Origin of the sequence: Streptomyces sp. NPDC004284 (assembly GCF_042874035.1) — a bacterium.
In the GTDB taxonomy this organism is placed as follows: domain Bacteria; phylum Actinomycetota; class Actinomycetes; order Streptomycetales; family Streptomycetaceae; genus Streptomyces.
This window is the reverse complement of the sequence record NZ_JBIAMJ010000001.1, coordinates 845164-868026: the sequence shown is the minus strand read 5'-3', so window position 1 is coordinate 868026 and position 22863 is coordinate 845164. Positions and strand designations below refer to the sequence as shown.

Below are 22863 nucleotides of genomic sequence, written 5' to 3'. Positions count from 1 at the left end.
GTCGGCGGCCGGGGAATCCGGTCGGATTCCCCGGCCGCCGGGGCGGCCATCACCTGCCCTTCGGACCTGGCGGCGGGTGGTGCGCCGGTGAAGCGGGTCGGATTACTTGACGACGCCGAGCGACGCGTAGTCGTAGCGGCCGTTGTAGGCGTCCGCCGTGTAGACGTTGGTCAGCCGGGAGCTGCGCCAGATGATGTTCTTCTCGTTGGTGAAGGGCAGGTAGACCGCGGCCTCCGACACCTTCGTGTTGATCTGCTTGTAGAGCTCGCCGGCCTTGGCCGGGTCGGTCTCCTTCAGCGCCTGGTCGAACAGGCCGTTGATGGCCTTGTCGTTCAGCTCGGAGAAGTTGTTGTTACCGCTCTGGAGGATGAAGCGGCCGTCGACCAGCGGCTGGAGGAAGCCCTGACCGGTCGGGAAGTCGGCGCCCCAGCCCATGATGATGATGCCGTAGCCCTTTTCCTTGACCACCTTCGGCGAACCGATGATGCCGGAGGTCTGGGCGCCGTCGAACTGGTCGATCTGGGCGTCGATGCCGACGGCCTTCAGCGACTGCTGGAGGGACTCGGCGGTCGCGATCTCGATCTTCTTGTTGTTGCGGACCGCGATCGTGGTCTTGAAGCCGTTCGGCTTGCCGCACTTCTTCAGCGCGTCCTTGGCCTTGGCCAGGTCCGGGGCGCCGGCGAGCTTGCCGTACGGGTCGGCCTGCGGGTCGGCGCCCTTGATGCCCGGGGGCAGCATGTTGGGGGCGATGTCGCCACCGGCCTGCGGGCCACCGCGGGCGGTCTGGAGGGACTTCGAGTCGGCGGCGTAGATGATCGCCTTGCGGCACTCGATGTTGGGGATCACCGTCTGCGGGAAGACCGCGTAGCGGATGAAGCCCGTCTGCGGGTTGTCGACGTTGCCCTTGTGCTGCTGGAGCACCTTCTGGCGGGCGGCGGCGCCGACACCCGTCGCGTTGAGGTCGAGGTCGTACTCGCCCTCGACCAGACGGTTGTCCATGTCGTCGGCGTTCGTGGTGAACGTGACGCTGATGCTGTCCGGGAGCGCCTTGCGGACGGTGTCGGACTTGGCGTCCCACTTGTCGTTGCGGACGAGCTTCATCGACTTGTTCGGCGTGTACGACTGCCACTTGTACGGGCCGGAGGAGAAGGGCTTCAGGCCGTACTTGGCCTTGGTGTCCTTGTCCTGGCGGACCGGGGAGGCGGCCGGCATGGCCAGCATCTGCAGGAAGTCACCGTTGGCGACCGGCAGCTTGAAGATGATGGTCTTGTCGTCCGGCGTCTCGATCGCCTTCAGACCGAGCTTGTCCGCGGAGGTGTCCTTGTACGGACCCTTGTACTCGCCCTTGGGGTCGAGGACCTGCTGGAGGTAGATCGGACCGCCGGAGATGACGTCCTGGGCCCAGATGCGCTCGATGCCGTACTTGATGTCCTTGGAGGTGATCGGCTTGCCGTCCTCCCAGGTGATCCCGTCCTTCAGCGTGAAGGTGTAGGTGAGGCCGTCGGCCGAGACCTTGCCGGCGTCGGTGGCGAGGTCGGGGACCAGCTCGGTGGAGGCGGTGCCCGGCTCGGCCTTGAAGGTGACGAGCTGGCGCGTGTAGTAGCGGGCGAAGTCCCACACGAAGCCGTAGTAACCGCGCTGCGGGTCCCAGCTGTCGGCCTCCTGCGAGCCGATGAACTTCAGCTCGCCGCCCTTCTTGTCGGAGGCGTTGGCGACCTTGTTCACGCCGGCGTTGAAGCCGGGCGCACCCGCGCTGCCCTTGCCGCCATCCTTGTCCGCGCCGCCGCCACAGGCGGTGGTGACGACCATCGTGGCCGCCGCAAGCAGCGCGCCCGCGGCGATTCTGCGCTGAGAGCTTTTCAGCATGGGTCCAGCAACCTCCGGGATAGTGGCGGCCGTTACGGCGGTCCGCCGATTGGGGATGGGCCTCCTGTCGCCAGCGGCAGGGGCGGGTCTTGCGTGTCGTCGGCGAACGGTCAGCGGGAGCCCTTCGGGTCGAGCGCGTCACGCACGCCGTCACCGAAGAGGTTGAACGCCAGAACGGTGATGAAGATCGCGAGGCCGGGGATCACCATGAACAGGGGGTCCGACTCGTAGGTGGTGATGGCCGTCGACAGCATCTGGCCCCAGGAAGCGGTGGGAGGCTTCACACCCGCGCCGAGGAAGCTGAGCGCCGCTTCGGTCAGGATGTTGGTGGGGATCATGAGGGTCGCGTAGACCGTGATCGGGGCGATCAGGTTGGGCAGCAGTTCGCGGCGCAGGATGTAGAAGCGGCCGGCTCCCAGGCTCTGGGCGGCCTCGACGTACTCGCGGTTGCGCAGGCTGAGGGTCTGGCCGCGGACGATGCGTCCCACGTACGGCCAGCCGAAGAAGCCGATCACCAGGACGAGGGCGGCGATGCGCACCCCCGAACCGTCGAGTCCCAGGAGCGAGTTGGGCAGCACCGAGACCAGGGCGATCGTGAAGAGCAGCTGCGGGAAGGCGAGCATGACGTCCATGACCCGGCTGAGGGCCGCGTCGATCCAGCCGCCGAAGTAGCCCGCGATGATGCCGAGGACGGTGCCGAGGAAGACCGCGAAGACCGCCGCCAGGAAGGCGACGAGCAGCGAGATCCGGGCGCCGTAGACGATCCGGCTGAAGACGTCGCGGCCGTTGACGGGCTCGACGCCGAGGAGGAAGTCGCCGTTGATGCCGCCCCAGGACCCGATCGGCGTGCCGAACAGCGGGTCGATCTGGTCCTCGTGGAACTCGTCCGGCGGGTGGCCGAGGAGGCCCACGATGACCGGCGCGAAGATCGCGACGAGGATCAGGAAGATGACGACGAAGGCGCCCGCGAGGGCCAGCTTGTCGCGCTTGAGGCGGGTCCAGGCGATCTTCCAGGGAGAGCGCCCCTCGATCGCCTTGCCGGCCGCGCCGGACTTGTCCGGAGTGCCGGGAGCGTCGGGCGCGCCGTCGACGGTGGCGGTCGCCTCGCCCGCACTCGTCTCGTGCAGTGGTGCCGTCATCGTGGTGAGGACCCCTCTCGGCCGCGGATAGCCGGCCCTTGCCCGCCGCGGGTAGCGGCTCGGTGGAACAACCTGCTGGGCATCCGTTCGAAAGGAACAGAACGCCCGGTGTTCCGGGGAGTCTTCAATGCGCTTGCGATCACCCGCCAGACCTGAAGGTGAATGTTTGCTCAAACGTGATGCGGTGCTGCGACTTCCGTTATCCGGACGTCGTGATCACCTGAGCGGACCAACTGGGGCTCTCTTGTGCGCAATCGGACATGCCGCTCAACTGGTGCCTTGCCCTATGGAATTGGGGTGAACGAAGGCCTCCGGAGCGGACTCCGGAGGCCTTTGCCGACAAGTGGGACAGGAGGGACGTCTCAGTATCCGGACGGAGCCGGTGGCGGGTATCCGTAGCCCGGCGCGGATGCGGAACCGCGTCCGGCGTGCGCCTCGCGGTCGTAGAAGGGGCGCGCGTTCGCCCGCAGCCAGAGCGCCACCGGGTCGTACGCGTCGGAGAGCGCGACCGTGGAGACGGGCAGTCCGTCGGGGACGGAGCCGATCGACTGGCGCATCATCGAGCGGACCGTGTCGACGGCCGCCGCGGAGGTGTCGTACAGGTCGAGACCGATGACGAGGTACGGGGAGCCGAGCGCGGGCTGCACCCAGCCGCGGCGCAGCGACCGGACGGCCGGGGTGCGGTGCGCGTTCTGCGTGAGCAGGGCGTAGAACTGCGGCATCTCCAGGGCGGGCTCGGTGACCCGCAGCGGCCCGGCGGGCATCCGGTCCAGACCGGTGGCGATCCGGCGCAGGTCGGGCCAGGGGATGCCGACGCCGCCGCCGGGGGCGTGCGGATTGAGCCAGACGCCCCAGCGGTCGGGGTAGAGGGCGCGGGCGATCTCACGGCCGGTGACGAGCTCGTGGGCGCGGTTCCAGCCGGAGGCGGAGAGCTCCTGGACGGAGGTGACGCAGGGCGCGTAGCCGAAGCCGTCGACCTCCATGTTCCCGTACTGGGCGTCGGGCGCGCCGGGGGCGCCCTGCCAGAGCAGCATGTGGAGCTCGCCGTCGGCGAGGGCGTGCAGCAACTGCTCGTACGCGTCGTAGCGTCCGGGTGCCACCTGGCCCAGTCTGTGCTCGACCTGTCCGGCCGCTGCCGTGCCCGACGCGCTCACCCTGGGTCCCGCCCCTCTTCCGTCCACCGAGTCAGTTCAGCTTAAACAGGGGGCCGCTCAGGCGCCGACGCTCTGGTAGAAGGGGCGCACCCGCTCCAGCATCCAGTCGCCGACCGGGTCCTGCGCCATGTCGAGCAGGATGAGGTTGACGGGCCAGGCGACCTCGACGCGGCCGAGGGCGCGGCCGAGGGCGTCCAGGGGCGCGTTCCGGTCGACGCCGTCCCAGCCGCCCAGCTGGACGCCGATGAAGAGGGCCGGTTCGGTGCCCTCGACGCTGGCGAGGGCGCGGCGGGCGGTGGTGACGACCCCGGTGGCCTCGAACTCGGCGGAGGCGGCGGCGAGGAAGTCGACCGGGTCGTCCTGCCAGTCGGGCTCGAAGAGCCGGACGCGGCCGCCGCTGGCGGGGCCGTCGAGCGGGGTCCGGCCGACGCGGCAGAGCTCGGCGACGGCGGGCGGCGGCAGCGGGACGCCGACCGCACCGCCGGGGTTCACCGCGATGCCGAGCTGCGGGGGCAGGCCGCGGGCGAAGTCACGGGCGGGGGCGACCGTGAAGGACATGTGGGTGCCGACGCAGGCGAGGAACTGCTGCTCGGAGCTGAAGACGGGGACGAAGGCCGCGCCGTCGAGCTCGATGGTGGGGAGGTCCAGGTCGGGGCTGTCGGGGCCGCCGCCGTTGGGCAGGGGCACCCAGACCTGGCTGCGGCCGAGCACCTCGACCAGGCGTCCGCCCGCCTCGGGGTTGCCGAGTGAGGCGGCGAGGACCTCTTCGAGCTCGTTGCCCGGCCACGTCACGTCCACGGTCCCGTTTCCCCTTCTCGCACGGCCTGCCGCCACCGGCCGCCCGGCAGCACCCTAATGCCGCACCGGCGCCGCCGTGGCCCGAAAGGAAGGGTACGGGCGTCCCGGGACGGAAACGGGACACACCCCGCCGGTCGCGCCCTCGGGCCGTCTCCCCTCAGGCCGCCTCCCGGAAGCCGATCCTGCGCAGGGAGTCGGCGGCGTCCCGGTCGAGGAGGGTGACCGAGGCGCAGCCGTGCGGCAGGCTGCCGGACTCGGCGGCCCGCAGGAGCCGGCCGACGGACCGCCGGTGGCGTCCGAAGGCGTACGCGGAGACGCCCCGGCCCCGGGCGTCCTGGCCGGCCCGCGCGGTGTCCGGGGTGACGTCGAGGAGGACCAGGTGCAGGGCGCGGCCCCGGCGTCCGGCCTCGCGGGCGAGCCAGGCCCGCACCCAGGACTGGGTGCCGCAGTCGTGGACGACGACGCTCGCGCCGGAGCGCAGGGCACGGCGCAGTCCGGCGTAGTGCGCGATCCGGACGAGGGGGCGGTAGACGGCGTACGGCAGGAGGCGGGGCATGCGGGCCTCCCAGCGCTCGCGGGCGTCCTGGGAGTCGATGCCGCCTCCTTCGGCGACGCGCTTCAGCAGGGTGGACTTGCCGCTGCCGGGCAGCCCGGAGACGACGACGAGGTCGCCCGCGGCGAAGGTGAGGGCGCGGGGGCCGCGGCCGCCGCGCTCGCGCAGGTCCCGCAGGAGGCGGCCGCGGCGGCGGCTGCGGGCGCGGGCCCGCTGGGACGGTATGCCGGTACTCGTCGCGTATGCGCCGGTGTGCTGGATCCTCATCGCTCTCCCCCTGGCCGGGTCTCAGGAGACCTCAGGAGACCCTTGCCCACGAAGTGTAAAGAATCGGTAATGCGACACAAGCGATTTGCCCCGCCGACACCGCGTGCAATGATGTGCGCGCCAGGCGCGCACAGTCGCCGCACAACCGCATACCGGCCGCTCGAATCCGCGCGGGAGAGTTCCGGACCGCCGAGCGCGTCCGGGCGCCGAAGGAGCAAGACCCTCCCTTGAATCTCTCAGGCCCCGTACCGCGTGGATGAGGCAGATCTGAAAAGCGGGACACGTCGCCGTGTCCCCACCCAAGGTGCAAGCCGACCTTCCGGCGCCGCTCGCCCGGTGCCGAGATGCTCTCGGTGAACCTCTCAGGTTCCATGACAGATGGGGAGGACGTCCTCGCCCGTCATGTGTTTTCGTCACCGATCACGCCCTTGGGACCCGGGAGCCACCCCATGAGCACTGCCCCCCGTCTGACCGCCCTCGATGCCCTGCATCGTTCGCTGGGCGCGACCATGACCGACTTCGCCGGCTGGGACATGCCGCTGCGGTACGGCAGCGAGCGCGACGAGCACAACGCCGTCCGCAACCAGGCCGGCCTCTTCGACCTCTCCCACATGGGCGAGATCACCGTCACCGGCCCGCAGGCCGTGGAGCTCCTGGACCACGCCCTCGTCGGCAACATCTCCACCGTGGGCAACGGCCGCGCCCGCTACACGATGATCTGCCAGGAGGACGGCGGCATCCTCGACGACCTGATCGTCTACCGCCTCGGCGAGACGGAGTACATGGTCGTCGCCAACGCCTCCAACGCCCAGGTCGTCCTCGACGCCCTGATCGCCCGCTCCGAGGGCTTCGACGCCGAGGTCCGCGACGACCGCGACGCGTACGCCCTGATCGCCGTCCAGGGCCCGGAGTCCCCCGGCATCCTGAAGTCGCTCACCGACGCCGACCTGGACGGCCTGAAGTACTACGCCGGCCTGCCCGGCACGGTCGCCGGCGTCCCCGCGCTGATCGCCCGTACCGGCTACACCGGCGAGGACGGCTTCGAGCTGTTCCTGAAGCCCGAGCACGCCGAGGGCGTCTGGAAGGCCCTGACCGAGGCGGGCGAGGGCGTCGGCCTGATCCCCTGCGGCCTGTCCTGCCGCGACACGCTCCGCCTGGAGGCGGGCATGCCGCTGTACGGCCACGAGCTGACCACCGCCCTCACCCCCTTCGACGCCGGCCTGGGCCGCGTCGTGAAGTTCGAGAAGACCGCCAACGAGGGCCGCTTCGTCGGCCGCGAGGCGCTGGAGAAGGCCGCCGAGCGCGCCGAGACCGCCCCGCCGCGCAAGCTCGTCGGCCTGATCGCCGAGGGCCGCCGCGTCCCGCGCGCCGGCTTCTCCGTCGTCAAGGACGGCGTGGTCATCGGCGAGGTCACCTCCGGCGCCCCGTCCCCGACCCTCGGAAAGCCGATCGCGATGGCGTACGTGGACGCGGCCCACGCCACGCCCGGGACCGAGGGCGTCGGTGTGGACATCCGCGGCACCCACGAGCCCTACGAGGTCGTGGCGCTGCCCTTCTACAAGCGCCAGAAGTGACGAAGTCGTCTCACTCTTCGTCTCACCCCGCAAGACCCACGTTCATCAGCACTCCCCCGATCCAGGAGAATCAGGTCATGAGCAACCCCCAGCAGCTGAGCTACACCAAGGAGCACGAGTGGCTGTCGGCCGTCGAGGACGGCGTCGCGACGGTCGGCATCACGGAGTTCGCGGCCAACGCGCTCGGTGACGTCGTCTACGCCCAGCTCCCCGAGGTCGGCGAGACCGTCACCGAGGGCGAGACCTGTGGCGAGCTGGAGTCGACCAAGTCCGTCAGCGACCTGTACTCCCCCGTCACCGGTGAGGTCGTCGAGGCCAACCAGGACGTCGTGGACGACCCGTCCCTGGTGAACTCCGCTCCGTTCGAGGGTGGCTGGCTGTTCAAGGTCCGGATCAGCGAGGAGCCGAAGGACCTGCTCTCCATCGACCAGTACACCGAGCTCACCGCCGGGAACTGAGACCCCCTAGGGATCGATTCATGTCGCTTCTGAACACTCCCCTCCACGAGCTGGACCCCGACGTCGCCGCCGCCGTCGACGCCGAGCTCCTTCGTCAGCAGTCCACCCTCGAGATGATCGCCTCGGAGAACTTCGCTCCGGTCGCGGTCATGGAGGCCCAGGGCTCCGTCCTCACCAACAAGTACGCCGAGGGCTACCCGGGCCGCCGCTACTACGGCGGCTGCGAGCACGTCGACGTGGCCGAGCAGATCGCGATCGACCGGATCAAGGACCTGTTCGGCGCCGAGTACGCCAACGTGCAGCCGCACTCCGGCGCCTCCGCCAACCAGGCCGCGCTGTTCGCGATCGCCCAGCCGGGCGACACGATCCTGGGTCTGGACCTGGCCCACGGCGGCCACCTCACCCACGGCATGCGCCTGAACTTCTCCGGCAAGCAGTTCAACGTGGTCGCGTACCACGTGGACGAGGCCGGTCTGGTCGACATGGCCGAGGTCGAGCGCCTCGCCAAGGAGCACCGCCCCAAGGTGATCATCGCGGGCTGGTCCGCCTACCCGCGCCAGCTGGACTTCGCCGAGTTCCGCCGGATCGCCGACGAGGTCGAGGCCTACCTGTGGGTCGACATGGCCCACTTCGCGGGCCTGGTCGCCGCCGGTCTGCACCCGAACCCGGTCGCGTACGCGGACGTGGTGACCTCCACCACGCACAAGACGCTCGGCGGCCCGCGCGGCGGCATCATCCTGGCGAAGAAGGAGTTCGCCAAGAAGCTGAACTCCTCGGTCTTCCCCGGTTTCCAGGGCGGCCCGCTGGAGCACGTGATCGCGGCCAAGGCCGTCTCCTTCAAGGTCGCGGCCTCGGAGGAGTTCAAGGAGCGCCAGCAGCGCACCCTCGACGGCGCCCGCGCGCTCGCCGAGCGCCTGGTCCAGGACGACGTCACCGCCCACGGCGTCTCCGTCCTGTCCGGCGGCACGGACGTGCACCTGGTCCTGGTGGACCTGCGCGACTCCGAGCTCGACGGCCAGCAGGCCGAGGACCGTCTCCACGAGGTCGGCATCACGGTCAACCGGAACGCCGTTCCGAACGACCCGCGCCCGCCGATGGTCACCTCCGGTCTGCGCATCGGCACGCCGGCCCTCGCGACCCGCGGCTTCCAGGCCGAGGACTTCGCCGAGGTCGCCGACGTCATCGCCGAGACCCTCAAGCCGGGCTTCGACGCCGACAAGGCCGCCGCCCTCAAGGCCCGGGTGACCGCTCTCGCGGACAAGCACCCGCTGTACCCCGGCCTGAAGTAATTTCGTACCCTTTTGTTCGTACGGAATCTCCGGGGCACCCCGCACACTGGACAGTGAGCGCGGTGCCCCGGCCCATGCTCAGCCCCTTCTCCGCGCTTCTCTGCTCCACCCCGGCAGACAACGGCGTCTAGCCCCCACAAGGAGTCCTTCCGTGGCCATCTCGGTCTTCGACCTGTTCTCGATCGGCATCGGTCCGTCGAGCTCCCACACGGTGGGCCCCATGAGGGCGGCCCGGATGTTCGCCCGCCGGCTGAAGAACGAGGGCCTGCTCGCCCACACGGCGAAGATACGGGCCGAGCTGTACGGCTCCCTCGGCGCGACGGGCCACGGCCACGGCACCCCGAAGGCCGTCCTCCTCGGCCTGGAGGGCAACTCGCCGCGCACGGTGAACGTGGAGACCGCCGACGACGAGTTCGAGCGGATCAAGGCGAGCGGGAAGATCAACCTGCTCGGCGCGCACGAGATCCCGTTCTCCTTCGACGACGACCTGATCCTGCACCGCCGCAAGGCGCTCCCGTACCACGCCAACGGCATGACCGTCTTCGCGTACGACGCGGAGGGCGGGCTCGTCCTGGAGAAGACGTACTACTCCGTCGGCGGCGGCTTCGTCGTCGACGAGGACGCGGTGGCCGGCGAGAACCCGATCATCCCGGACGACACCGCCCTGAAGTACCCCTTCCGCACCGGCGACGAGCTGCTCCGCCTCACCAAGGAGACCGGCCTGTCGATCTCCTCCCTGATGCTGGAGAACGAGAAGGCCTGGCGCACCGAGGAGGAGATCCGCGAGGGCCTCCTGGAGATCTGGCGGGTCATGCAGTCCTGCGTCTCGCGCGGCATGTCCCGCGAGGGCATCCTGCCGGGCGGCCTGAAGGTCCGCCGCCGCGCCGCGACCTCGGCCCGCAAGCTGCGCTCCGAGGGCGACCCGGCCGCGCACGCGATGGAGTGGATCACCCTCTACGCGATGGCCGTGAACGAGGAGAACGCGGCGGGCGGCCGGGTGGTCACCGCCCCGACGAACGGCGCGGCCGGCATCATCCCGGCGGTCCTGCACTACTACATGAACTTCGTCCCGGGCGCGGACGAGGACGGCATCGTCCGCTTCCTCCTCGCGGCCGGCGCGGTCGGCATGCTCTTCAAGGAGAACGCCTCGATCTCCGGCGCCGAGGTCGGCTGCCAGGGCGAGGTCGGCTCGGCCTGCTCGATGGCGGCGGGCGCCCTCGCCGAGGTCCTCGGCGGCTCCCCGGGGCAGGTGGAGAACGCGGCCGAGATCGGCATGGAGCACAACCTCGGCCTGACCTGCGACCCGGTCGGCGGCCTGGTCCAGATCCCCTGCATCGAGCGGAACGGCATGGCGGCGGTCAAGGCCGTCACGGCGGCGAAGATGTCGATGCGCGGCGACGGCAGCCACCTGGTCTCCCTCGACAAGGTCATCAAGACCATGAAGGAGACGGGCGCCGACATGAGCGTCAAGTACAAGGAGACCGCTCGCGGCGGTCTCGCGGTGAACATCATCGAGTGCTGAACCGTTCACTCGCACGGCCGGCCGGCCCCGGGATCCCCGGGGCCGGCCGGCTTCGTGTCAGGCCCGGACCCAGAGGACGATGATGTCCTGGCGGTCGGCGCTGAAGGGCTCGCAGGTGAAGATCGGCCCCCAGATCCTGTAGCCGGCCTTCCCCGCGGCCTGGCAGTCGGCGTACGAGGAGTACGAGCTGTTCGCGTAGTAGCCCGGACCGGGATTGGCCTGCGCGGCTCCGGCGGCTCCGAGCGCGAGTGCCCCTGCGGTGACGGCGGTCGCGAGTGCGGCTGCTGTGCGGCGGTACATGGCATTGCCTCCTGAAAACGCCGGGATGCCCCGGCGGAGTGCGTGACGATGCGATGTGGTGCGTTGCGTTGCGGTACGTCCGGCTGCGCAGCCGGGGACGAACGTACCGTCACCGAAAGAGCCGCACAATAGGTCTAGGCCAATGCGTCAGGTCTGGGGGTACGCCGAAGCCCGGACAGGCGGCGACCCGTGTCGCTCCGCCCGCCCGGGCCGGCAGGTCAGGCTCAGGCCTTGCTGTAGTGCGCCCAGAACTCGTCCCAGGACAGGACGCCGTCGCCGTTGTCGTCGCGCTGCTTGATGAGCACCTCGGCGACCGTCTCGGTGACGTTGAAGTCGCCCAGCTCCGCCATGACGTGCTTGTACTCCGCGGCGGTGATGAAGCCGTCGCCGTCCACGTCGAACCTGTTGAATGCCGTGCGTGCCGACTCGATGTCCGCCACTGCGTCCGCCCCTTCTTGGTGCTTGTCTGACGGGGGCCAGATTAGCTGGCCGCCCGGTGCCGGATGATGGGGGTATGAGCAACGAGGTGGCGCGGATACTGGCGGCGGCGACGCGCGGGGAGTTCCCGCCCCCGGACGGTTCGACCACGGTGGTGCCGCAGCCGAACCCCCGGGACGCGGGAGTGCTCGCCTTCACCGCCCACTCGGTGGTCTTCACGGACGCCGACCCGGAGTGGGTGCGGGCCGAGCTGGCGGCCGCGTCCAGCGACCCGCTCGCGGCGAGCATGAACCCGGGATTCCTGTACGCCCTGATGGCCCGCACCGGCCGGCACATGAACACGATCGACCTGCTCACGGTGGCGGACACGCTGCCCGGCCCTCCCCCGCTGGAGCTCCGCGAGATCGACGACCCCACGCACCCCCGGGTGGCGCGGGCCCTGAAGTTCCGCGACGAGGTCCGGGTCTGGGCGGCCGACGGCGGCGTCCTGGCCCTGGGCCGGGGCGTCGCGGGCCGCTGGGAGGCGGCGATCGAGGTGGACGAGGAGGTGCGCCACCGGGGCCTGGGCCGGGCCCTGGCGACGGCGGCCCGCCACCTCGCCCCGGGCGAGGTGGTGTGGGCCCAGCAGTCCCCGGGCAACGCCCGCAGCGTCCGCGTCTTCCAGGCGGCCGGCTACCGCCCGGTGGCCTCGGAGGCGCTCCTGGTCGCCGGCTGAGCCCCGCCCGGAGACGCCCGGCCGGCCGCTACCGGAAGATGCCGGTGTGGCCGAGGGAGTAGCGGCCCGGCTGCGGATAGACCGCGAGTCCGTGCGGGCCGCTGCCGACGGGGATGCGGGCGAGTTGCTTGCCGGTGGTGGTGTCGATCGCGTAGACCTCGGAGTCGTAGCGCCCGGAGAGCCACAGGACCTTGCCGTCGGCGGAGACGCCTCCCATGTCGGGGGAGCCGCCGTCCGGGAGCCACCACTTCTTGGTGAGCTTGTTCTGCTGGAAGTCGAAGACGGAGACCGAGCCCTCGCCGCGGTTGGAGATGTACATCTCGCGCGAGTCCCGGCCGACGTAGAGGCCGTGGCAGCCCTTGCCGGTGGCGAGCAGGGTCGGGGTGGTGAACTTCTCGCCGTCCAGGACCCACATGCCGTGGGCCATCATGTCGGCGATGTAGAAGGTCTTCCCGTCCGGGGAGATCTTCACGTCCTGCGGCATGGCGCCCTGGAAGGGCAGTTTCTGCTGGCCGATCACCTCCATCTTCTCGGTGTCGACCTTGAGGAGTTCGCCGGAGAACTCGCAGGAGACGATGAAGTAGCGGCCGTCGGCGGAGAAGTCGGCGTGGTTGACGCCGTAGCAGCTGACGGGGACGGTCTTCTTCCGCTCCATGGTGTGGGGGTCGCGGAAGACGAGTTCGCGGTCGAGCGAGGCCATCACGATGGCGTACTTGCCGTTCGGCGTGAAGTACAGGTTGTACGGGTCGTGGACCTCGACGGGCTTGCCGGCGATGCCGGTGGCCGGGTCGATGGGGGTGAGGGTGTGGCCCCGGTCGTTGTTGACCCAGAGGGTCTTCATGTCCCAGGAGGGGACGACGTGCTGGGGCTGGACGCCGACCGGGATGGTCTCGACGACCTGGTAGGTCGCGGGGTCGATGACCGAGACGGTGTTGGAGTTGGTGTTGGGGACGTAGACCCGGGAGGGGAAGTTCTTCACCACCGGGGAGAGCCTGTTCGGCCGGTCGGCGGCGTAGACGTCGTGCGGGTCGAGCAGGGGCGGCATGCCGGGCAGTCCGGCGGGGTCGGCGGCCGCCTTGGGCACGGCGGCGGCCTTCTTCACGGGGGCGGCGCCCTCGGAGTGGTTCGCGGTGCCGCAGCCGGCGAGTCCGGCGAGGAGGGCGGCGGCGAGGAGGATCCGGGTCCTCTTGGTGAGGTGTGCCATCAGCTCAGCAGCTCCGTGGTGGTGACCGCGCTCAGGCCGCGGCGGTCGAGGTCGGCGAGGAGGAGGGGCAGCGCGGTGGCGGTGTCCGGGTAGCCGAAGTGCAGGCTGACGACGGATCCGGCGCGGACGGGCCCTATGACGTTGCGGACGACGGCCGCCGCGCCGGGCGAGGTGAAGTCGAGGGAGTCGACGTCGTACGAGAGGACGTGCGGGTATCCGGCGCGCCGGGCGGCGCGCAGGACGTGCGGGGCGGCGTGCTGGGTGCGGGAGGGCCGGAACCAGGTGCCGACGGAGCCGGTGAGGCGGCGCAGCCGTCCCGCGCAGGCCTGGATCTCGGCGAGGGCCTCGGCCTCGGTCATGGCGTTGATGTCGATGTGGCGCTGGGTGTGGTTGCCGAGGTCGTGGCCGCCGTCGAGGACGCGGCGGGCCATCTCGGGGTGTTCGTCGAGCCAGCCGCCGACGGCGAGGACGGTGACGCGGGCGCCGGCCTTCTCCGCCTGGGCGAGGAGCCGCCGGGCGAGGGCGGGGTCGCCCTGGCCGTGGAAGGTGAGGGCGACCCGGGGCCGGTCGCGGGGCCCGTGGGCGATCTCGTCCGGCCGGCCGGGGAAGCGGCGGGGGGCCGGGGCGACGACGGGCGCGGGGGCGGGGTGCCGGGCTGCGGCGGCGGGGGCGGGGCGGGGTTCCGTGCCGCAGGCGGTGGCGAGGGCTCCCGCGAGGGCGGCGGCCGCGCCCGTCCGGAGGGCTCCTCGGCGGTCGGTCGGCTTCACGCGACCATTTAAGAGGGATGTCGCCCGATTGGTCACGATTAGGCCAATTCAGGACGTTTGTCGCCGCGCACCAGGCGTCCACCATGCGGACGAACCCCAGAAACACCCGGCGAACCGTATAGCCATTCACTGTTTACAAGGCGAGTGCTACACGTCACCAACGATTCATTATTGAACTGTCCGCTTTTGACCCACCTTGCCCCACTAGGGACTTTTGGCGGCAAGGCCCCCCGTCTGACATAGTCGGAGACACGACCCCCATTGACCCGGGCCAGGTCGACATAGCGGCCGTGGATACACCCCCCCGTCCACGGCGCACCACACGGAAGCCCCCACGCGCCACACCACGGCGCACGGGGGCTTCCGTGCGTTCCGGTGTCGTCAGGAGCGGTCCGCGACCCGCATCTCGAACCAGGTCGTCTTGCCGCGCGGCGCCAGGTCCACGCCCCAGCGGTCGGCGAGCTTGTCGACGAGGAAGATCCCGCGGCCGCTGATGTCGAGCTCGTGCACCGGCATCAGACAGGGCAGTCCGCGCGAGGGATCGCGCACCTCGATCCGGATCCAGCCCCGGCGCCGCTGTAAGCGCAGGGCGAAGACCCGGGCGCCGGTGTGCCGCACGGCGTTCCCGACGAGCTCCGAGACGAGGAGGACCGCGTGCTCGGCGATCTGCGGGCCCAGCCCCCACTGCCGCAGCACGACGTGCTGGGTGAGCCTGCGGGCCACCCACGCGGATTCGGGGCGGGACGGCAGCCGGATGTCCTCCTCGGACGGATTGCCGTACAACTCCACTTGCGCGGCGGCCTGTTCGTCGTCCGCGGCCGGTGACCACCGCGGTGCGGCGGCGCTCGCGCGCTGCCGCGGTTGTTCCCTACCCTCCAGGCCCGCCATGCTCCCCATCATGGCCGTACGAAGCCCTCCGCGGGGGCCGTTCCGGTGGAATCGGCCCCCGCTCGTGAAGGATCGTCACGGAACCCGTGAAGGAACGTCAGGCGAACTTCGCCTTGCCCGGGCCCTCCTCGACGAAGCTGCGCATGCCGCGCTCCCGGTCCTCGGTGGCGAACAGGCCCGCGAACCAGGTGCGCTCGATGGCGAGGCCGGTGTCGATGTCGGCCTCCAGCCCCTGGTCGATCGCCTCCTTCGCGGCCCGCAGGGCGACGGCCGGGCCCTGCGCCAGCTTGGCGGCCCAGGCGTGCGCCTGCTCGTACACCTCGGCGGCCGGGACGACCCGGTCGACCAGGCCGAGCGTCAGGGCCTCGTCGGCCTTCACCATCCGGCCCGTGAAGATGAGGTCCTTGGCCTTGGACGGGCCGACGAGCCGGGACAGCCGCTGGGTGCCGCCCGCGCCGGGGATCAGGCCGAGCAGGATCTCCGGCTGACCCAGCTTGGCGTTGTCGGCGGCGATCCGGTAGTCGGCGCAGAGCGCGAGCTCGCAGCCGCCGCCGAGCGCGTAGCCGGTGATCGCGGCGACGACCGGCTTGGGGATGCGGGCGACGGCGGTGAAGGAGTCCTGGAGGGCACGCGCGCGCTTGACCATGGCCACGTGGTCCATGACCTGCATCTCCTTGATGTCCGCGCCGGCCGCGAACACCTTCTCGCCGCCGTAGAGGACCACGGCCCGCACGTCGTCGCGGTCGGTCGCCTCCTGCGCCAGCTCGCGCAGCCGGTCCTGGGTGGCGACGTCCAGGGCGTTCATCGGGGGGCGGTCGAGGCGGATCGTGCCGACGCCTTCGGCGACTTCGAGGTTCACAGTCATGGAAGGAAGGTTAGTGTCCGTTAACGCCTAGGGGCCCGGTGCTGTTGCTCACAGCACCGGGCCCCTTCGACCGGAAGGTCACGGAAGACCTAGGCGATCCACTCCGACCAGTCCATGTTCCAGCCGTTGAGGCCGTTGTCCGGCTGGATCTGCTTGTCCTTGGAGTTCTTCACGACGACCACGTCACCGATGAGCGAGCGGTCGTAGAACCAGGCCGCCGGCATCGAGCTGTCGCCCGCGCCGCGGGCGTCGCGCAGGCCGACACAGCCGTGGCTGGTGTTGGTGGTGCCGAAGATCCCCGGGGAGCCCCAGTAGTTGCCGTGCACGAAGGTGCCCGAGTTGGACAGGCGCATCGCGTGCGGCACGTCCTTGATGTCGTACTCGCCGCCGAAGCCCACGGTGGCCCCGTTCATGCGGGTCACCTTGTACTTCTCGCTGATGACCATCTGCCCGTTGTACGTCGTCGTGGACGGCGCGCCCGCGCTGATCGGGATGGTCTTGATGATCTTGCCGTCGCGCTCGACCTGCATGGTGTGCGCGGAGGCGTCCACCGTGGAGACCTGGCGGCGGCCGATGGTGAAGGAGACCGTCTTCTTCTGCTTGCCGTAGACGCCCGGGCGGCCCTCGACGCCGTCCAGGTTGAGCTGCACCGTCACCTTGGTGCCGGCGGCCCAGTAGTCCTTGGGGCGGAAGTCGAGGCGGTCGTTGCCGAACCAGTGGCCCTCGATCTGCACGGCCGGGACGGCCGTCACCTTGATGGCCTTCTCGACGGCCTCGGGGTTCGTGATGCCCCGGGTGAAGTTGATGGAGACCGGCATGCCGACGCCGACGGTCGAACCGTCCTCCGGCGTGTACTGGCCGATGAAGGTGTTCTTCGGGACGAGCGTGGTGAAGGTGGTGTCCTTCGCCGACTCGCGGCCGTCGGCGTCCTTCGCGATCGCGTGGACCTTGTACCGGGTGGCCGCCGCCAGGTGCGCGGTCGGCGACCAGCTGGCGCCGTCGGCGGCGATCCGGCCCTCGACCTCGGTGCCCTTGGGGTCGGCGACCGTGACCGTGGTCAGCTTGCCCTGCTCGGCGGTGACCTTGAGGGCCCCGCTGGTGGCGACCGAGTCGGCGCCGTCCTTCGGGAGGATCGTCACGACCGCCTGCGAGGCCGCGTTCCCCTGGTCGCCGCCGCCCTGGGCGGCCGGGTTCTGGCCCCCCGCGCCCCCGCCGGTGGCGGTCTCGCCGCCGCCGCAGGCGGTCAGGACCAGAAGCAGCGCTCCCGCGGCCAGGGCCTGCAGCTTGACGCCCCCGCGCCGCCGCCCGCTCCTGACCGATGCCCCCGTTATCGGCTGCCCGTTCACTGTGACTGTCTCCCCTCGCACGGCCCGGCATCGCCGCGGCCCCACCCCCGTACGCATCCACTCGCGCACACAGCGCTAGATAATCACACCGCAGGACACGAAAGTTCCTCGCGAATGTCACCGTTCAGTCCCAGTCGACGTGGTACGGGGAGGCGAGCGGGGTCAGCCCAGCGCGGAGCCGGCCTTCCACCGGGGCCAGTCCAGGTTCCAGCCGCCGAGACCGTTGTCGGGGGCGACCTCCTTGTCCCGGGAGTTGACCACCTCCACCACGTCGCCGACGAGCGTCCGGTCGAAGAACCAGCCCGCGGGCGAGTCCGGGCTGCCGCCCTTCTCGTCCCTCAGGCCCACACAGCCGTGGCTGACGTTGGCCGAGCCGAAGGTGGAGGCGTCGGCCCAGTAGTTGCCGTGCAGGAAGGTCCCCGAGTCGGTCAGCCGGATCGCGTGCGGCACGTCCTTGATGTCGTACTCGCCGCCGAACCCGACCGTCCTGCCGTCCATCCGGGTCACGTCGTACAGCTCGGTGACGACCATCCTCCCGTTGTACGTGGTGGTCTTCGGCGCGCCCGCGGTCACCGGCAGCGTGGCGAGGACCCGGCCGTCCCGCCGGACCTCCATGGTGTGCTCCGCCGCGTCCACCCGGGAGACCTGGGAGCGGCCGACGGTGAAGCCGACCGTCTTGCGCTGGATGCCGTACACCCCGGGCGCCCCCTCGACGTCCCGCAGTCCGATCTCCACGGTGACCCTGGTGCCGGGCGCCCAGTACGCGGCGGGCCGGAAGTCCAGCCGCTCCTTGCCGAACCAGTGGCCGACGACCTCCACCGGCGGCTCCGAGGTGACGCGGACGGCCCGCTCGACCGCGGCCCGGTTCTCGATCGGCAGGTTGAAATCGAAGGAGACGATCATGCCGGTGCCGACCGTGGAACGGTTCTCCGGCTTGAAGTAGCCGATGAAGCGGGACTCGGGGACCACGGTGGTGAAGGTGGTGTGCCGGGCCGAGCGGCGCCCGTGCCCGTCGAGCGCGACCGCGTCCACGCTGTACTTGGCGGCCAGCGCGAGCCGGACGCCCGGCCGGGGCCGCCAGCGCAGCCCGTCCGCCGAGATCTCCCCGGCGACCTCGGCCCGCCGGCCGTCCTCGACCTGGGCGACCGTCACCCGTTCGAGCCGCCCGCTGTCCAGCTTCACCTCGACGGGCCCCCCGGCCGGCACGGCCCGGCTGCCGTCCTCCGGGCTCACCCGGATGACATCGCCCGGGGCCCGCACCTTGCCCGGCAGGACGACGTCGATCCCGCCACCGCCGTCCGCCGCCGTACAGCCCACGAGGCCCGCCAACAGTCCCGCCACCACGAGGGCGTGCCCCGCCCGCTTCCACACAAAGGTCACACCCGGCCCAACGACGGCCACCCTCCAGGGGAAACGTGCGTGCGGATCATGTTGGGAGCACGGCCGTGCGGGCAGAACAGGGGGAGAACCACCCGGGGGAGCGGCGGCCGGGACGCCACCGCTCCCCCGGGTGCGGGCCCGACGAGCCGCGGGAGGCCGGGACGGTGGCGAGCGCAGCCGAGCAGGAGGCGGTACAGCAGCATGCCCCGGAGCGGGCCGGACCACCGGTGTGGCCGGGGGCTCCGACCCCGCTGGGGGCCCGCTGCCGGGTCGGTCCCGGCGGGGTGACGGGCACCAACTTCGCCCTGTGGGCGGGCGGCGCGGAGGCGGTGGAACTGTGCCTCTTCGACACCGACGGCACCGAGACGCGCCTCCCGCTGACCGAACTGACGCACGAGATCTGGCACGGCTTCGTGCCGGGCGTCGGACCGGGCCGGCGGTACGGCTACCGGGTGCACGGCCGCTGGGACCCGTGGACCGGCGCCCGCTGGAACCCGGCGAAACTCCTCCTCGACCCGTACGCGCGGGCCGTCGACGGCGACTTCGCCCTGCCCCCCGAGGTGTACGGGCACGTCCGGGACTGGCCGCAGCAGCACGTCGCCGACACCGTCCGCGACGAACGGGACTCCGCCCCGTACGTCCCCAAGGGCGTCGTCGTCCATGACGACGACGACTGGTCCGACGACCGCAGGCCCAAGACGCCCTGGCAGGACTCCGTCATCTACGAACTGCACGTCAAGGGCTTCACCGAACAGCACCCCGGCATCCCGGAACACCTCCGGGGCACCTACGCGGGCCTCGCGCACCCGGCCGCGATCGACCACCTGGTCCGGCTCGGGGTGACGGCGGTCGAACTCCTCCCCGTCCACCAGTTCGCGCACGAGGACCACCTCCTGCGGCGCGGCCTGCGCAACTACTGGGGCTACAACTCCGTCGGCTACTTCGCCCCGCACGCCGGCTACTCCTCGTCCGGGACGGCCGGACAGCAGGTCGGCGAGTTCAAGCGGATGGTGCGGGCGCTGCACGCGGCCGGGATCGAGGTCATCCTCGACGTCGTCTACAACCACACGGCGGAGGCCGGCGAACTGGGCCCCACCCTCTCCCTCAAGGGCATCGACAACCGCGGCTACTACCGCCTCCAGTCCGACGCCCGCCGGTACGCCGACTACACGGGCTGCGGCAACACCCTGCACGTCGTCCAGCCGCAGGTCCTGCGCCTCATCACCGACTCCCTGCGCTACTGGGTCACGGAGATGGGCGTCGACGGCTTCCGCTTCGACCTGGCGGCGGCCCTCGCCCGCTCCTTCCACGACGTCGACATGCTCTCCCCCTTCCTCGCGGTCATCGCCCAGGACCCGGTCCTGCGCCGCGTGAAACTCATCGCCGAACCCTGGGACGTGGGCAACGGCGGCTACCAGGTCGGCGCCTTCCCCCCTCTCTGGACGGAATGGAACGACCGCTACCGGGACGCCGTACGGGACTTCTGGCGCGGGGCGCTGCCCGACGTGCGGGACCTCGGCTACCGGCTGTCCGGCTCCAGCGACCTGTACGCCTGGGGCGGGCGCCGGCCGTACGCCTCGGTCAACTTCGTCACCGCCCACGACGGCTTCACGCTGCGGGACCTCGTCACGTACGAACGGAAGCACAACGAGGCCAACGGCGAGGGCAACCGGGACGGCACCCACGACAACCGCTCCTGGAACTGCGGAACGGAGGGCGAGACGGACGACCCCGCGATCAACGCCCTCCGCCTCCGCCAGCAGCGCAACCTCCTCACCACGCTCCTCCTCTCCACCGGGGTCCCGATGCTCGTCGCCGGCGACGAGATGGGCCGCACCCAGGGCGGCAACAACAACGCGTACTGCCAGGACAACGCGCTCGGCTGGCTCGACTGGTCGCTCCCCGACGACCCCGGACGGGCCGGCCTGCTCACCCTCACCCGCCGCCTCCTCGCCCTCCGCCACCGCCACCCGGTCCTGCGCCGCCGCGCCTTCTTCTCCGGCCGGCCCCAGGGCGCGGACGGGCTGCGGGACCTGGCCTGGTTCACCGCCGAGGGCACCGAGATGACGGAACGCGACTGGTACGCGCCGACGGCCACGCTCGGGCTCTACCTCTCGGGCCGCGACATCCCCGGCCGCGACGCCCTCGGCCGCCCCGTCACCGACGACAGTTTCCTCGCCGTCCTCCACGCCGGCCCCGACCCCCTGGACTTCCGCCTCCCCGGACCGCCGTGGGCCGCGACGTACGAACTCGTCGTCGACACGGCCCGGGAGGACCAGTCCGCACCACCGGGCACGGCCCACCCGGGCGGCGGGACGATCACGGTGGGGGCCCGGTCGGTGGTGCTGCTACGGGTACGGGAGTAGCCGGCACCCCGCCCGCACCGGCTCAGGCGCCGCCCAGGATGCCCCGTTCGTAGCCGGTGGCGACGGCGGAGGCCCGGTCGTTGACGCCCAGCTTGGCGTAGATGTGGGTGAGATGGGTCTTCACCGTCGCCTCGCTGATGAAGAGCTCCGCCGCGATGGCACGGTTCGCGGTGCCCTTCGCGACGAGGGCGAGGATCTCGGCCTCCCGGGCGGAGAGGGCGCCGTCGGAGGAGGAGGAAGGGGCGCGGACCGCCGTCACCAGACGGGAGGCGACGGCCGGGGAGAGGACCGTGCGGCCCTCGGCCGCGGCCCGCACCGCCGCGAAGAGCTCCTCGCGGGGAGCGTCCTTCAGGAGGTAGCCGGTCGCGCCGGCCTCGATCGCGGGGAGGGTGTCCGTGTCCGTGTCGTACGTGGTGAGGACGAGGACCCGGGAGCGGGCCCCGCGCCGGGTGAGCTCGGCGATCGCGTCGACGCCCCCGCCCCCGGGCATGCGCAGGTCCATGAGGACGACGTCGGGATCGAGTTCCAGGGCGAGTTCGACGCCCCGGACGCCGTCGGGGGCCTCGCCGAGGACGCGGAAGCCGGAGCCCTCGGCGGCGAACATGCCGCGCAGGCCGTCCCGTACGACGGGATGGTCGTCGACGATCAGGAGCGTGATGTCAGTCATGGCGCGCCCAACGGTACGCGAGCGGAGATCGCCGTGCCCTCGCCCGGCGCGGTCTCCACGGTGACCGTGCCGGCGAGGCGCTCCGCGCGGGCCCGCATGCCGTCGAGCCCGAACCCGCCGCCGTCGCCGCCGCGTTCGGGCCGGGCGAGCGGATCGAAGCCGCGCCCGTCGTCCCGTACGTCCAGGGTGATCTCGTCGCCCATGTAGGAGAGGGTGACGCCGGCCCGGCCGGCGCCGGAGTGGCGCGCCGCGTTGGACAGGGCCTCCTGGGCGATCCGCAGCAGGGTCGCGGCGACCTCGTCGTGCAGCGGCGCCTCGGTGCCGGTGACGGTGAACCGGGTGTCGACGCCGGTGCGTTCGGCCCAGTCGGCGACCGTCTTGCGGAGGGCCTCCGGGAGGTCGTCGTGCTCCAGGGCGACCGGGCCGAGGTTCCGCACGGAGCGGCGGGCCTCGCCGAGGCTGTGCCGGGCGAGGTCGGCGGCGCGGCCCAGGTGGACCCGGGCGACCTCGGGATCGGTGGCCATGGAGACGACCTGGAGCTGCGCGATGACGCCGGTGAGCCCCTGCGCGATGGTGTCGTGGATCTCGGCGGCGAGCCGCCGCCGCTCGTCGGCGACGCCCGCCTCGCGGGCCTGCACGAGGAGCTGCGCCTGGAGCGCCGCGTTCTCGGCGAGGGCCTGTTCCAGGCGGGCGTTGGTGCGGGCGAGCGTGGCGGCCTTCTCGATCTCCTTGCCGCCGAGGTGGGCGAGGCCGAGGGCGAGGCAGGCGTTGAGCGCGAACAGCCCGCCGAACGCCGCCCACTGGACGGTGGACCGCGGCGGCAGCCCGCCCGACTGCGAGCCGCCGAGCGTCAGCGCCACGGCGAGGAGTCCGGCGCGGGCGTACGCGGGGCGGGGCGGCAGCAGGTGGAAGGCGTCGAAGTACCCGACGCAGGCGAAGACGGCGAAGAACGGGCTCACCCAGGTGAGCGTGAACCCGAGCGCGGTGCGCAGCACGAAGTACGTGACGGAGGCGGGACCGGGGGCGCCGGGGATGCGGACGACGCCGGGGATGTCCGGCGCGGGCGGCTCGCTCGCGGCGAAGGCGCGCTCGCGGCGGGTCCACCAGAGCTGGAGGACGAGGGTCGCGGCGAGGAGGGCGACGAGAACGGCGATGCGGCCGGGGGTGACCCGGTCGGCGGTGGCGAGGGCGAGGACCGTGGCGACGGCGAGCAGCCCGTACGGCGCCCAGCGGAAGAACTGCAGCCGGCGTTCCTCGACGGTCGTCACGGTCCTCGTGGTCACTTCGCCCCTCATGTCCGTCACCTA

General features: G+C 71.4%; 21 protein-coding genes and 1 riboswitch. Of the genes, 6 read left to right on the top strand and 15 right to left on the bottom strand.

The genetic code is table 11. The features are described 5' to 3' along the window. Nucleotides 1-102: 102 nt before the first annotated feature. From ACFYUS_RS04000 to ACFYUS_RS03980, 5 genes are all read right to left on the bottom strand, one after another. Nucleotides 103-1866 (bottom strand): ABC transporter substrate-binding protein, encoded by a 1764-nt coding sequence (locus ACFYUS_RS04000; RefSeq protein WP_388845431.1) that lies wholly within the window; start codon nt 1864-1866, stop codon nt 103-105. A gap of 110 nt (nt 1867-1976) precedes the next feature. Beyond that, nucleotides 1977-3005, bottom strand: a complete 1029-nt coding sequence (locus tag ACFYUS_RS03995) for an ABC transporter permease (RefSeq protein ID WP_388845428.1) — start codon at nt 3003-3005, stop codon at nt 1977-1979. Nucleotides 3006-3367: 362 nt separating this feature from the next. Beyond that, nucleotides 3368-4159, bottom strand: a complete 792-nt coding sequence (locus ACFYUS_RS03990) for an enhanced serine sensitivity protein SseB C-terminal domain-containing protein (protein ID WP_388845425.1) — start codon at nt 4157-4159, stop codon at nt 3368-3370. 57 nt (nt 4160-4216) lie between these two features. Further along, nucleotides 4217-4957, bottom strand: a complete 741-nt coding sequence (locus ACFYUS_RS03985; RefSeq protein WP_388845422.1) for an enhanced serine sensitivity protein SseB — start codon at nt 4955-4957, stop codon at nt 4217-4219. A 157-nt stretch (nt 4958-5114) separates the two neighbouring features. After that, a complete protein-coding gene (locus ACFYUS_RS03980) occupies nt 5115-5777 on the bottom strand; it encodes an AAA family ATPase (protein ID WP_388845419.1) in 663 nt (220 codons plus the stop codon). A gap of 161 nt (nt 5778-5938) precedes the next feature. Continuing rightward, a riboswitch (glycine riboswitch) is annotated at nt 5939-6038 on the top strand. 188 nt (nt 6039-6226) lie between these two features. On the opposite strand from ACFYUS_RS03980, the gene gcvT reads away from it, so the two are divergent. The 4 genes from gcvT to ACFYUS_RS03960 all read left to right on the top strand — a co-directional run bounded on the left by gcvT (nt 6227) and on the right by ACFYUS_RS03960 (nt 10620). Then, complete coding sequence (gcvT, locus tag ACFYUS_RS03975) at nt 6227-7351, top strand: glycine cleavage system aminomethyltransferase GcvT (protein WP_388845416.1); 1125 nt, start codon at nt 6227-6229, stop codon at nt 7349-7351. A gap of 77 nt (nt 7352-7428) precedes the next feature. Continuing rightward, the gene (gene gcvH / locus ACFYUS_RS03970; protein WP_388845413.1) at nt 7429-7809 is read left to right on the top strand and encodes a glycine cleavage system protein GcvH; all 381 of its coding nucleotides are present in this window, start codon (nt 7429-7431) and stop codon (nt 7807-7809) included. Between the two features lie 20 nt (nt 7810-7829). Continuing rightward, a complete protein-coding gene (glyA, locus tag ACFYUS_RS03965; protein ID WP_388845410.1) occupies nt 7830-9098 on the top strand; it encodes a serine hydroxymethyltransferase in 1269 nt (422 codons plus the stop codon). 151 nt (nt 9099-9249) lie between these two features. Next, nucleotides 9250-10620: an L-serine ammonia-lyase gene (locus tag ACFYUS_RS03960; protein WP_388845408.1), complete on the top strand. Its 1371-nt coding sequence runs from the start codon at nt 9250-9252 to the stop codon at nt 10618-10620. A gap of 57 nt (nt 10621-10677) precedes the next feature. Here ACFYUS_RS03960 and ACFYUS_RS03955 read toward each other — a convergent pair whose 3' ends face one another. Beyond that, complete coding sequence (locus tag ACFYUS_RS03955; RefSeq protein ID WP_388845405.1) at nt 10678-10920, bottom strand: hypothetical protein; 243 nt, start codon at nt 10918-10920, stop codon at nt 10678-10680. A gap of 224 nt (nt 10921-11144) precedes the next feature. Next, on the bottom strand, nt 11145-11360 hold the full coding sequence (locus tag ACFYUS_RS03950) for an EF-hand domain-containing protein (protein ID WP_388845402.1): 216 nt from the start codon (nt 11358-11360) through the stop codon (nt 11145-11147). Nucleotides 11361-11434: 74 nt separating this feature from the next. Between ACFYUS_RS03950 and ACFYUS_RS03945 the strand changes: the two genes are divergently transcribed. Next, nucleotides 11435-12073 carry a GNAT family N-acetyltransferase gene (locus ACFYUS_RS03945; protein ID WP_388845399.1) on the top strand — a complete coding sequence of 213 codons (639 nt, stop codon included), beginning with the start codon at nt 11435-11437 and terminating at the stop codon, nt 12071-12073. 28 nt (nt 12074-12101) lie between these two features. Here ACFYUS_RS03945 and ACFYUS_RS03940 read toward each other — a convergent pair whose 3' ends face one another. From ACFYUS_RS03940 to ACFYUS_RS03915, 6 genes are all read right to left on the bottom strand, one after another. Then, nucleotides 12102-13277 carry a YncE family protein gene (locus ACFYUS_RS03940; RefSeq protein ID WP_388845396.1) on the bottom strand — a complete coding sequence of 392 codons (1176 nt, stop codon included), beginning with the start codon at nt 13275-13277 and terminating at the stop codon, nt 12102-12104. Next, nucleotides 13277-14044, bottom strand: a complete 768-nt coding sequence (locus ACFYUS_RS03935) for a polysaccharide deacetylase family protein (RefSeq protein WP_388845393.1) — start codon at nt 14042-14044, stop codon at nt 13277-13279. The genes ACFYUS_RS03940 and ACFYUS_RS03935 overlap by 1 nt, the downstream gene beginning before the upstream one ends. 381 nt (nt 14045-14425) lie before the next feature. Next, entirely contained in the window at nt 14426-14932 is a 507-nt protein-coding gene (locus ACFYUS_RS03930; protein WP_388845390.1) for an ATP-binding protein, read from the bottom strand. A gap of 97 nt (nt 14933-15029) precedes the next feature. After that, the gene (locus tag ACFYUS_RS03925; protein ID WP_388845387.1) at nt 15030-15797 is read right to left on the bottom strand and encodes an enoyl-CoA hydratase/isomerase family protein; all 768 of its coding nucleotides are present in this window, start codon (nt 15795-15797) and stop codon (nt 15030-15032) included. 89 nt (nt 15798-15886) lie between these two features. After that, nucleotides 15887-17143, bottom strand: a complete 1257-nt coding sequence (locus tag ACFYUS_RS03920) for an Ig-like domain-containing protein (RefSeq protein WP_388845384.1) — start codon at nt 17141-17143, stop codon at nt 15887-15889. A gap of 162 nt (nt 17144-17305) precedes the next feature. Next, complete coding sequence (locus ACFYUS_RS03915; RefSeq protein ID WP_388845381.1) at nt 17306-18523, bottom strand: Ig-like domain-containing protein; 1218 nt, start codon at nt 18521-18523, stop codon at nt 17306-17308. 164 nt (nt 18524-18687) lie between these two features. Between ACFYUS_RS03915 and glgX the strand changes: the two genes are divergently transcribed. After that, nucleotides 18688-20889: a glycogen debranching protein GlgX gene (glgX, locus tag ACFYUS_RS03910; RefSeq protein WP_388845378.1), complete on the top strand. Its 2202-nt coding sequence runs from the start codon at nt 18688-18690 to the stop codon at nt 20887-20889. A 22-nt stretch (nt 20890-20911) separates the two neighbouring features. Here the strand turns inward: glgX and ACFYUS_RS03905 are convergent, their stop codons facing one another. After that, entirely contained in the window at nt 20912-21556 is a 645-nt protein-coding gene (locus tag ACFYUS_RS03905) for a response regulator (RefSeq protein WP_388845376.1), read from the bottom strand. Further along, nucleotides 21553-22851 (bottom strand): sensor histidine kinase, encoded by a 1299-nt coding sequence (locus ACFYUS_RS03900; protein WP_388845373.1) that lies wholly within the window; start codon nt 22849-22851, stop codon nt 21553-21555. The genes ACFYUS_RS03905 and ACFYUS_RS03900 overlap by 4 nt, the downstream gene beginning before the upstream one ends. Nucleotides 22852-22863: the final 12 nt, after the last annotated feature.